An 11,295-nucleotide genomic window follows, 5' to 3' on the forward strand; every position below is an offset into this window, starting at 1 on the left:
TTTTGGGCTTGCACTCATCGCCTGTGTCTCATAAACGTCCGGCCACCGCACCGACGGTACCATGATGGGGCCTTAGCTCAGTTGGGAGAGCGCTTGCATGGCATGCAAGAGGTCAGGGGTTCGACTCCCCTAGGCTCCACCAAAACCTAACATTACAACTGGATAGCAAGCATCAGAGCGGTGTGACACACAGGTGTGACACAAAATGAAGCTGCATGCGTACCTCTCACTGTCCAGACATGGCATCTACTACTTCCGTTGGCCACTGACCGACACAAGACCAAAACCCCACACTAGACCAAGCATCACACGTAGGATCCTTCGGGTGTCTTTGCGTACTCGATGCCCTAAAGAGGCTGGTACTCTGGCACGGCGTCTTGCAGTGTGCAGCGACACAATTACCTGTCCGTCGTCAGGGATTTTAGGACAGATGGCCGCCTGAGCTAAGAGAGGATGTGGCGCATCTGATTGTTTTGATTTTGCGGCGGCTTTATGTGAAGCAATCTCTGGTTGAGTGATGGCCGTTCAGTGGAACGAGTACGAAAAGCTGTCTCGCGGGACAAAGCGGAAATTGTTCGAATGTTCGCGCGTGGGAAAGATGATGGGAAGATTGGACGGCGGCGACTTCACTTTAACCGCCATCCATCTGTTTCAAAGTCGATTAGAAGGAGAGCTGGTAGTAGGCTGACAGCAACACCGCGATGATCACAAGTTCAACGACCAACGGCGGCAGAACGGCCTTGTCAAACCCGTCCGCCAGTATCCCGACAAAACGCCCAACAGCTACGACCGCCATCAGGATCGCAACAGCCACATAGCCCAGTGTCTGCCCGGTAGTCAGACCGATCACGAGCAAAGCCACTGAGGCCAAAAACAGCCCACCGATCACAGAACGGATCGTGCTGAGCCCGGCGGTTCCCACCGGCTCGATAGCAAAGTTGGCGACCATACGCCGGGGGGCAAACATTGACATGAGGCCGAGACCAGACAGCATAAGAGTTGCAAGGATGACGAAGATATTCAGTGTGATTTCCATTTCATTTCTCCTTTGTTTCAGGCGAATTGACGCAACGCTTGGTTTGCGTTGTCCTGAGTGGTGATGTCTGAAAAAGCCGCGTCGATGCTGGCTTGGTCCACGACCGGCCCGGTGGGATAACCGGTTTGGCTGGCGTAGAAATGGCCGGTTTTGAACTCCGGGTTCAGCAACCCGTCCAGATACCGTTTTGCCCCGGCCTCAACGCTGTGCATCATGCCGAACAGGGGCATCAGTACACCGCCCACATGTTTGAAGACAATGCGTTTCAAAAGTGGCAGGTCGTCAAAGCCAGCAGTGCCGGCAGTGCCGCCGGGGCTCATTGTGACAAAGCGAATATGAGGGTGCTGACGCGCCATAGCTCCCATCCAAAGAGTCGCGGTGAGCTTGGCATAGCCGTAGGTCTGCATCGGATCGCCCTCGGGTCCGAACTTGCTGCCGTCGGCGATTGATTTGAATTCGTCGACTGTTCCATCGGACAGGTCGGGGCGGTGCATACCCATTTTGGGAATGCCACGAGCAGCCTCGGACCCGGCGTATAGGATTGTGGATGTTACCAACTGCCGCTCTAGCAATGCGTCTACCAGCACCACATGGCCCAGTACATTTGTTGCGAAGATGTTGGTTACGCCATCGCTGGTGAGGCTGTTTGGGTACTGCCCACCCGTCCCACCCGCGTTCAGGATTACAGCGTCAATCGGGGTGGAAAGTTCGGCCACAGCGGCGCGAACCGAGGCCGGATCGGTCACGTCCATCAAGACAATTTCAAATATCTTGCGTCCGGTTTCATGTTCCAGCGATGATTTCGCGGCCTTGGCTTTGGCTGGGTTGCGGCAGGCCAGATAGACCTTGGATATGCCTTTCTGAAGCGCAAGCTGTCGGGCCGCCTCGCGGCCCAGCCCGGCATTTGCACCGGTGATCAAGACAGATTGATTCTGGTTCATCGGGTAGGGTCCTTGGATTTCAGTTCGATGGATCCAAGGTAATCTGAACGAAAATTGATCTGTAGATAGGTATTTCTGGACACGATGGTTCAAAAATGAAACACAAAACTCATGTCGATCAAGGAAAGCCACTCCCTCAACTGGGACGATCTCAAGTACTTTCTTGCTGTTGCCCGCACCGGAACACTGCGAGGCGGCGCTGATAGCATTCAGGTCAACCACACGACACTGACCCGGAGACTTTCAGCTATGGAGGAACGTGTTGGAAGTCGCCTCTTTGATCGGTCCAAACAAGGTCTGGTTCTGACACAGCTTGGCGAAGACCTGATGCCGCATGCCGAACGGGTCGAGGTTGAAATGACCGCGGCTTCTCGGGTGATCGTTGGTCGGGACGCGCAACCCACAGGAACGGTTTACGTGACGCTGCCCCATGGTCTGGCGATGACCTCGCTGATGGATGACTTCGCCGCTTTCGCCGATCTCTACCCGGACATTACCCTTAACATGAACTTCACCAATGACATCCGCGATCTGACGCGACGCGAAGCAGATGTCTCGCTGCGGATTGCCAACGACGTAACGGATGACGTGGTGGGGCGAAAGCTGGTTCAAATGTCCCAGGCCGCCTATTGCAACAGAGACTATGCCGAGCGGGTCTCGGATAACGGTGGCGAGGGACTGCATCTCATTGGTTGGCATGAGCCAGAAGAGGCGACCACGGCGGGTTGGGTAAAAAACAGCTACTACCCCAAAGCCACGCTGAAACACCGTGTATCTGAACTTGTCCCATTGATCACGCTGGCCGCGTCCGGGCTTGGCATGGCGTACCTAGCCTGCAATCTGGGAGACCGGCACCCGAACCTGATCAGAGCCCCGTTTCAGAAACCCATGCCCTACAGAAGCATCTGGCTATTGCTACACCGCGACTTGAAGAACACGGCCCGGGTCAGACTATTCGTGGATTTCTTGGCTGCGAGTGTCCAATCGAGGCGGAATGAGTTCTGGGTCACCGGTACGACGCCGCGTTAGAAGAAGGCTTTCGCTTTAGCAATCGAATGAGCAACTTGGGCTCGTCTGAGGCATTCGCCGCATCCCGCATAAGAGTTTGGTTCTGAATTCTCGGAGGGAAGGCGTTAGATAAAAGCCATTGGACATTGTTGAACGGGTGTTAAGTGAACCACCTTCTGATTGCAGCGTCACCCATCCGGGTCCTCATCATTCCAGTGTCCAATTTCGTAAAACCGAAGTTTCTGCTGTCTTGATCGAGAGTCAGTCGGCCGGGCGGGCGATCACCGAATACGCCAACAAACATGGAATCGACTGTATCGTTCTAGCTTCGCACAAACCTGGGATGAAAGAGTTCCTTTTGGGCTCACAGCCGACCTCGGCGGCAACGCGGCATCCTGTGATATCCTCTTTCGTCAACGTCGGGTCGTCGTTGCGGGCGGGCATGGCGGATCGGAGGATCAGTTATGGAAACACCAAACTTACCTGCCATTCGCGCGCTTCGCCCAGCTTGCAACAAGAGACGCATCGTCGGTTAGAAACGGCAGTTAAAACCCAAACACGTCTGGGCAATTCGAGTAAGATTGGAGCTCGCAGAGAACCATCGCGACCTCGCTCTTTTCAATATGGCTACAAAGATGGACAGTATCGTTCGGTATCTCGGCGCTGAGCTTGAAGATGCACTTGCCATAGCAGCGGCCATCGAAATTTGATTATTACAGACCGCTTTCGTTGGCGGCCCTAAGCGGTCGCTCGACACAGTGCCGCCATTTCTGCGGTTGCAGTCCACATTGTGGACATTTGCTGCGTGAGCAAAGGCGCGGGCCGTTCACCTAATTATCACTTCCACTAGTGCTGCCAGCAAAAAGGTTTGCGCCGGAACCCGCTTTGACAGGGGGCCAAAGGTTTTCCGGTCGAAACGATCGCTATTTTTTAACCCGGTGATTGTTTAGCAATTTTGTGCCACAAAGCCGCAGCCAAGCAGTAAATTTGCGGGGCAGCTTCATCGGAAGTTGATTTTGCTCATCACCAAGGGGTTCATAAAACTTAGATCGAGTGGATAGGTCTGAGTTTAAACTATCAAATATCACCCAGCTTCAAGTTACGTCAGTTATGATACTTCACGATGGAATTACGGTTCGAAAACTAGTTCGGGGATCCGCCAAATTTATCTGCATTGTTCTGGCATGGATATTAGTGGTGGAAATGATAGACGAGCTTACCCCGGTAAACTTGATCTCGAACCCAAGTCCTCCGGTCACAATGCTCGGATTGACGGTGGCATTTTTTCTTGGGTTCAAAAATACGTCTGCGTACGGGCGTTGGACCGAAGCGCGAGTGATTTGGGGCGATATTGTTAATGCCAGCCGGGATTGGGCCCAAACAGTCGGGAACCTGGTGCAACCGGACGGGTCTCCGATCGACCCTGACCTGCGCCGCGAGTTGATCGAAAGACATATTGCATGGCTCAATATGTTAGCCTTTCAACTGCGCCAACCGGCACCGAATGGCCGATCAAACAGGCCTTGGATGTTCGGCTACTCGCAACTGTCAAACCGAGAAGAACTGCATCAAAAACCGGAGTGCTGGCGTTCCAGTCAACTGGAACAAGATCTGATTAGGCTCGAGGGAAAGTCCAATCGAGCAATAAACCTTTTGAACATTCAGGCCCAAAAACTGTCGGAAATGGCGCGTGATGGCATGATAAATTCGTATTGGCACGTGGCGCTAATGGACCGGCTTTCCCGTTTCACGAACGCGCAAGGTCAATGCGAACGTATCAAAAATACTCCTTTCCCGCGTCAAGTTGCTGAGGTGGGTCGCATTTTCAGCTGGATTTTCATCTTTCTGCTTCCACTGGCGTTTAGCGATAAACCCTCAACCGTTTCAGGTATGGATGCATCGACCTTGTCGGTCATTTTAATCGACTGGCTTACGCTTGCCCCGATCGGTGCCTTGGTCTGTTGGATCTTTTTTGTGACCGAACGCGTGAGTGCTTCAATGGAGGATCCATTCGAAGGTGACGTGACCGACGTTCCTATTTCAGCCTTGTGCCGGTCCATCGAAATTGACTTACGACAAATGGTGAGCTGTGGAGTTCCGCCCAAACCTGCGGAACCAATAGATCAATCTTTATATTAGGCAGGTTCAAACGGCTGTTTGCCTACAAGATTAGTAGGTCAAAGCCTAAGCGACCGGAACTGAACAATACGATGTCAGATCGGGTCAAACTGAATCAGATGAGCGATTATACAACAACGCCGGATTCTCTTTCGGTCTAAAGCCTTTTAGTTTGAAACCACCCTGGCAAAGATATCCTTGCGCTACCCGGCGTCAGAACAGGCCGGGTAGCAGGTGCAACAAAGCGCCTCAGGCGATAGACATTCCGAGCGTTTCGAGTTGCAGCGTCAATGCGCTTTCTGCTTCGGTGATTGTATTCCAGGCATCCGCCGTCAGGTTATTGAGATCCAGATCTTCGGCTTGAATATCCTGAAGCGTAACGGTGTGGCCGCCGTTACCGATGACTTCAAAGACCAGATCACCGTCGACTTCTGTGACTGACACGTCGCGCTCGCTCAACGCGTTGAAGTTGATGGCATCTTCTGTAGGATCGAAGCCAATGATCTGAGACTTGGCGCCCCAGTTCCAGGTCAGTTCGGCCAAATCGGCCCCTGCGCCAAAGGTCTCGACGTCCGGGGTTTGACCATTCCCTGGCTCGGTGGTTCCGCCACCGTTGTCGGGATCGTTTGTCCCACCGCCGCTCTCGGGTTGGGTCGATCCTCCTGTCAGATCTCCGGTCCGGGTCTGATGACCGTCTGTCGTCGCACCTGCGGGTGCTTGCGGCGTCAGCAGCGACGTGCGGTCCACCAGCGTTACGTCATTTTGGTCAAAGCCAAAGGGCACCTCAAGATTATCCTCCATGACCTGATCAAAATGAAATTCGACCAGACCGGGCACCAGATCAGCCTTGGTCACACCTGTCAGAGTGACGCTTTGTCCAGTCGGCAGGGACGAGATGACTAACCCCTCGGTGGTGTCCTCGACGCTGAGGCGTTCGCGGGTTCCGAAATACAGAAAGCTGATTTTCATTGTAGACGGATCAAAGCCATCGACGACTTCGTGCACGCCGTATTCGTGACTGCGCACATAGACGGTGTCGGCTTCACGGGGCCCTACGCCTTGTTCCCAACTGATGACGCCACCCATATCCTGACGGAAATGTTCGTTGCCAACCACGCCGAAGCTGTCGATGGTCACGTCCTGGAAAGTGACGCCTTGCACGATTTGCGCTGCCTCTGACCACGGGCTGTCAATGACGATCTCTCCTGCCTCGGATTTGGTGACAATCATGCCATGAACAGAGGTGCCGCCGAAATCCAGTTCGTCCACGCCAGGGCGAAACCCGGTTATGTCATCGGCATTGCTGTCAGTTCGGTATTTTAAACCGCCTGCATCTGTGGTCCCGGTGGTCACAGGTGGATTTGATCCATCTGCATCGTAGCTGAGCACATACCCTTCACCGGCACCCGGGGTTACGACGACCTGTCCCAGGGCTGAGGATACTTCGTTTAGCACAGCCTGATCCGTAATTGAGAAGTTGCTGACCGACAGATCGGACAGCCCGAAACCAGTGAATACGATCTGCTTGGTGACACTACCCTCGGTTATTTCAATGCGAACAGTCTGTCCCAGCGCATCCCCGCTTTCTTCAAATATGGAGAAGTCCCCGGCCGTGATATCCGCGCCGATTTCGATGACATCGCCCATCGCGGGCATGAAACCGTCTATGACCTGGGCTGCACTGGCAAGGCTCAGGGCAATATGCATGTGCTGATGGCCGTTGCCACCACCGTGGCCACCTCCACCCGGAGTGGTGACGCCGGCCCCCACAAGGTTCAGCACCTCGGCTGCTGCGGTATCGTCCAGAATGGTGAAGTTTGCAGCACTCAGGTCGGCGAGGGTGACGCCGCTAAGTGTCGTGGTCTGATTGTTCGACGGAATTGCGAACACGACCGAGCCATTCACCTCACTGACATACAGTGCGTCCGCGCCGACCCACGAAATAAAGATCGTATCGGTCGCCGGGTCGAAATCGGAAACCGTGGCGTTGGTGCCCCAGGCCCATGTTATCACCACATCCGCGGTGGTCTCGGTGGTATCTGCTGTACCGTTACCGGTCGGAGCGGGGGGCGTGGTCGGCGGAACGACCGGCGGAGACGTGTTGCCGGTATCGGTGCCTCCTCCGGTGTCTGTTGGCAAAATGCCGTCCGTGTAAACCTTGATCGCATCGTCTATCGACGGCGCGTCATAGCCACCGAACTGCGAAATATAGCGCAAGATCGACGTGCCGTATTCATCGGCAGAAACATTCCCGCCCTGCAGCAGCGACAGGGTTCCCCACGCGCCCCGCAAATGCGCAGCAGCCATTATTCCGGTCAGGCTGAGGGTCACGGAAACTTCTTGACCATTCTCGGTATAGGTGCGGGTTGTGCCGATATAATCCGACAGGCTTTCCCCCTGATATCCCAGCCCGGTTTCAATGACCTGTAGGTTATATCCGAAGGCTTCCTGTATGGCGCGCTCCTGCGCTTGGGCGGTGGTGAAATCCGCCAGAGAATTGACCCCGTTCTTCCCGGTCCAGGTCCCGTCCCACGTGTTCGACGCAGCGCCGTTTCCGTAATAGACATCATCGGTGTAATACCCCAGGTCGATCAGCAATGCCTCGCCGAACTGATAGCCGACAAAACCCAGTGAGTTCATCGAGCGATAGGACATGGCGTCCCATTCATCACTGCTCAGATCCGACCAACTGGAATAGTTTGGATAGAAATCGGTGACCACCCCTCCGGCCCATTGGTTAAGCTGCCAATCCTGAATGACACCCGCGTCGTAACGTTCTCGATCCCAACCAGATTCAAACGCGCGCAAGGCGTCGCGAAATTCTTCATATGTTCCATTACTCATCAGAAACAAACTCCCATCTTGTCTTTGTACAGGCCGACAAATCGCGGCTTTCTTAGTCCGATCACGTCGGACCCAACTTGGGTAACAAGCCAGAAGCTCGAGATAGGTTAAGAGTTCATTAACGAATTAGTCTGCGCGGATACGGGCCCAAGCCGTCGCTCTTGCTGCGCATAAAAACGCCGTAGGTCAGTGGGTTATAGCGGAAATTGAGCAAGAGATCGGCGCGACTGCGCGGGTCTTCGCCAAATTTGGAATGTAGCAATTATTAACTTTGCATCATTGCCGGATCGCGTTGTGAAAAAGCCTCGGCCGATCTGGACCGGCTGAGGCGGTTTTCGTCAAAAAGGGGATGATCAGAGACCCCAGTCCTGCGACTGCTGAGCCGTCAATTCGCTGATGTGCTGCATGACGTCGTAATGCTCATCAACACCCTGAACGCTGATCACTTTTTGGCCATTGGCCTTGATCCAGTGTGTGTTTGCACTCCAGGTGATCTGAAGTTGATCAAGAGACGAGATCCCGAACCCTTCCAGATCGATGACAATCGAGTCGTCAACCTCAAAATCCCGGATCACCTGACCACCATACTGGCTGCCCGGGCCGGTGATGACAAAAGTATCGCTGCCTTCGCCACCGAACATATTGGCAAATCCGGCTTCTGAAGACTGGTCTGCATCAAGGATGATGACGTCGTCGCCGTCTCCACCATTTGCATTGGTGATCATCGCGCCTTTGCGGATCACGATGGTGTCATTGCCGTCGCCGCCGTTCAGAGTAGCAAACTGATTGAGCGCACCGCCAACAATGTAGTCATCACCAGCACCACCATTCAGGGTCAATCCACCGCTGCCGGTATCGCCAACCATATAGTCCCAGCTATCGGTGCCATCTACGGTTGTGATCTCTTCGCCCACTTCGGCATCAATCCGGTTGCCATACTTTTCGAACCACTCCTGCGTGTTTGCGCCGAAGGGCGGTTCATAGACAACTTGATAGCCGCCTTTGTCGTCGCCAACTAGGCTGCGCAGGTCGATGTAGGACGGGTCAAAACCGTTTCCGTCATCGTCGTAGCGCACGATGATCTCGTCTGTCAGCTTGTTGAACAACACGATCTGACCATTCTCGATACGGTGATCCAGATCGAACCAACCGGTCATCCCGTAAGCGTCGAGGTCGATCTCGATCCGGTCGCCTTCGCTCGCGTCGAAATCGGTGATCGTGTTCTCACCACCGTTCAGAACGAAGGTGTCTTCCCCGCTGCCACCGGTCAGAGTGTCGTTGCCTTCACCCGAAACCAACGTGTCGTTGCCTGCTCCGCCATCCAGGATATCGTCTCCATCCATCCCGTTCAGGATGTTGTCGCCACTATCGCCGATCAGATGGTCATCGAATTCGCTGCCAATGACATTTTCCATCTCATAGACATAGTCACGCCATTGCGGGTTTGTTTGACCGTCATATTCAACGCCGTTCACCTCGAAATAGCTTTTGCCGTCTTCATTGCGCATGTCCACGGTGACGCCACTGCTGGCATCCAGATACGCGATGGTATCGTTGCCGTCGCCGCCGTAGATGTGGTTGAAACCAGACCCGGCGATGAAAAGGTCGTCGCCGCCAAAGCCCCAGAAGCTGTCATCGCCGGCCTTGCTTTCTTCGCCGTCTTGGCCAAACCGGTTATATCCCATCAGGATATCGCCGTAATCGGTACCAAAAAGGTAGTCAGCATTGGCTTTTCCATAGAGCTCGGTACCGCCATAGGCACCCAGCATCAGGAACTTGCCGCTGCCCAATGCGTCAAGCGATCCGTTCGGCAAATCAAAGGACTGGCCCGATTGCATGTCGACACCGTCTTTGTCGATGAAAAGCGCGCTTTCGACGACCTGCTTTGCCCAAGCCTGGCGGATGCTTAGATCATCCCAATTCAAGCTTGAGGGGAAAGAGCCTTTCAGATCGTCCCAGAAGATGACAGCAATCAGTTTGGGTGTGTCTGTCGATTCATCATAGATCCGGAACGCCTGCGCCGCAGGCAGACCATCATACTGGAAGGTGATGTCGTCAAAGTTGTGCTCGGTCAATGGGATGATGATCGTATCCTGTGTCGGATCGAAATCACGCACATGCGTGGCATTGCCATCTTGGAACTCACCGCCGGCTTGACCGCCCATTTTTGAAAGCGCTTCTCCCATTCCGAAGAACAGCTTCACCAAGCCGCCCATCGGCCCGGGCAAGATGGCTTTGGCGGCCGCACCCATGCCTGACCACAATCCATTGGCCATGTAGTCCGTAAAGTCTTTGCCATCGTTTGCGGGCGCATTTGCATCGCCAAGCACGAATGTGTCAAAGCCAGAGCCGCCCCACAACTGGTCATGACCGACCTGGCCATCCCTGTTCCCGGAATAGAGCCAATCATTGTCGGCACCTCCATAGAGCGTATCGACGCCGGTGCCGCCCAACAGAATATCGTTGCCGGTGCCGCCATAGATTACGTCATCATCAGCACCTCCATCGATATAGTCATTGCCTGACCCACCGCTGAGTATGTCGTTTCCAGCGCGGCCAAAGATCGTGTCATCCCCATCCATGCCAAAGATCTTGTCGCCGTGCTTGTACGAGCTGCCACGATGCGTGTCCGCGCCGTAGATCACATTGTCTTTGTCATTCCCGATCACGCCCTCTTCGACACGATAAACGATGAGTTTTTTACCGCCTTTCTTGTGGTCAAGGTGATGCCAAATGTCATTGGTGAAATTGCTCTCATTCTCACCCAAGACTTTGACGAAGCCGGCCTTGACCTTTTCGGTCACTTCAATTCGGCTCCAGTTGGTTGGATACTCGTACCACTTCGTGGACCAGTACTCGTGATCAAAGCCGTTGAAGTGCACCTGATCGGGGGTCAACCCAATCTCGGTATCAATTTCACTGGCCGCGCCTGACGGCTGAACCTCATAGGACATGTCTGCGTTGATTTCTGGCAAGGCTGATGCCTCGGGGCCAGCAAGCGAAACCTGCCCGGAAGACTCCAGCGGTTCACCGTTCGCCTTCACCGAGAGAAGCTCTTCGCTCTGCTCTCCGACAAACTCATCTGTTTTGACCGAACCCGTCGCAAAAGGGTGATGGTTAAATTTTTTTACATGTTTCATTTTCTTTCCTCCTGTTTATCTGAATGGCTGGCGCCCGGTTTTCGGGCGTGTACGCAATCCAGTTCATAGGAAAGATGTGGTTTTTCCGACTGTTGATCTCAACGGCAAAAGGTCTGTTAAGTTGTTACAAAGTATGACAAAAATAGAAACGCAGACCAGAAGAAACCAGTAATCCGGCTGGCGCCGTCAAAGGCCCCAGCCGGTGATT

General features: G+C 54.0%; 7 protein-coding genes and 1 tRNA gene. 4 read left to right on the plus strand and 4 right to left on the minus strand.

Annotated features, from left to right (window positions below):
* The first annotated feature begins 66 nt into the window (after nt 1-66).
* Nucleotides 67-142, plus strand: a tRNA-Ala gene (locus tag ACR0LF_RS16570).
* A gap of 519 nt (nt 143-661) precedes the next feature.
* Here ACR0LF_RS16570 and ACR0LF_RS16575 read toward each other — a convergent pair.
* On the minus strand, nt 662-1,036 hold the full coding sequence (locus ACR0LF_RS16575; RefSeq protein ID WP_480581658.1) for a DUF4345 family protein: 375 nt from the start codon (nt 1,034-1,036) through the stop codon (nt 662-664).
* A gap of 17 nt (nt 1,037-1,053) precedes the next feature.
* Nucleotides 1,054-1,977, minus strand: coding sequence for an SDR family NAD(P)-dependent oxidoreductase (locus ACR0LF_RS16580; protein WP_480581660.1), 924 nt, complete (start codon nt 1,975-1,977; stop codon nt 1,054-1,056).
* A gap of 111 nt (nt 1,978-2,088) precedes the next feature.
* On the opposite strand from ACR0LF_RS16580, the gene ACR0LF_RS16585 reads away from it, so the two are divergent.
* From ACR0LF_RS16585 to ACR0LF_RS16595, 3 genes are all read left to right on the plus strand, one after another.
* On the plus strand, nt 2,089-3,006 hold the full coding sequence (locus ACR0LF_RS16585) for a LysR family transcriptional regulator (protein WP_480581661.1): 918 nt from the start codon (nt 2,089-2,091) through the stop codon (nt 3,004-3,006).
* Between the two features lie 136 nt (nt 3,007-3,142).
* On the plus strand, nt 3,143-3,652 hold the full coding sequence (locus ACR0LF_RS16590) for a universal stress protein (RefSeq protein WP_480581671.1): 510 nt from the start codon (nt 3,143-3,145) through the stop codon (nt 3,650-3,652).
* A gap of 443 nt (nt 3,653-4,095) precedes the next feature.
* Nucleotides 4,096-5,124, plus strand: a complete 1,029-nt coding sequence (locus ACR0LF_RS16595) for a bestrophin family protein (RefSeq protein ID WP_480581663.1) — start codon at nt 4,096-4,098, stop codon at nt 5,122-5,124.
* Between the two features lie 228 nt (nt 5,125-5,352).
* On the opposite strand, the gene ACR0LF_RS16600 is transcribed toward ACR0LF_RS16595, so the two are convergent.
* Nucleotides 5,353-7,947 carry a hypothetical protein gene (locus tag ACR0LF_RS16600; RefSeq protein ID WP_480581665.1) on the minus strand — a complete coding sequence of 865 codons (2,595 nt, stop codon included), beginning with the start codon at nt 7,945-7,947 and terminating at the stop codon, nt 5,353-5,355.
* Between the two features lie 353 nt (nt 7,948-8,300).
* Nucleotides 8,301-11,087, minus strand: coding sequence for a calcium-binding protein (locus ACR0LF_RS16605; RefSeq protein ID WP_480581667.1), 2,787 nt, complete (start codon nt 11,085-11,087; stop codon nt 8,301-8,303).
* Nucleotides 11,088-11,295 lie beyond the last annotated feature (208 nt).

The organism is Ruegeria sp. E8, assembly GCF_056533985.1.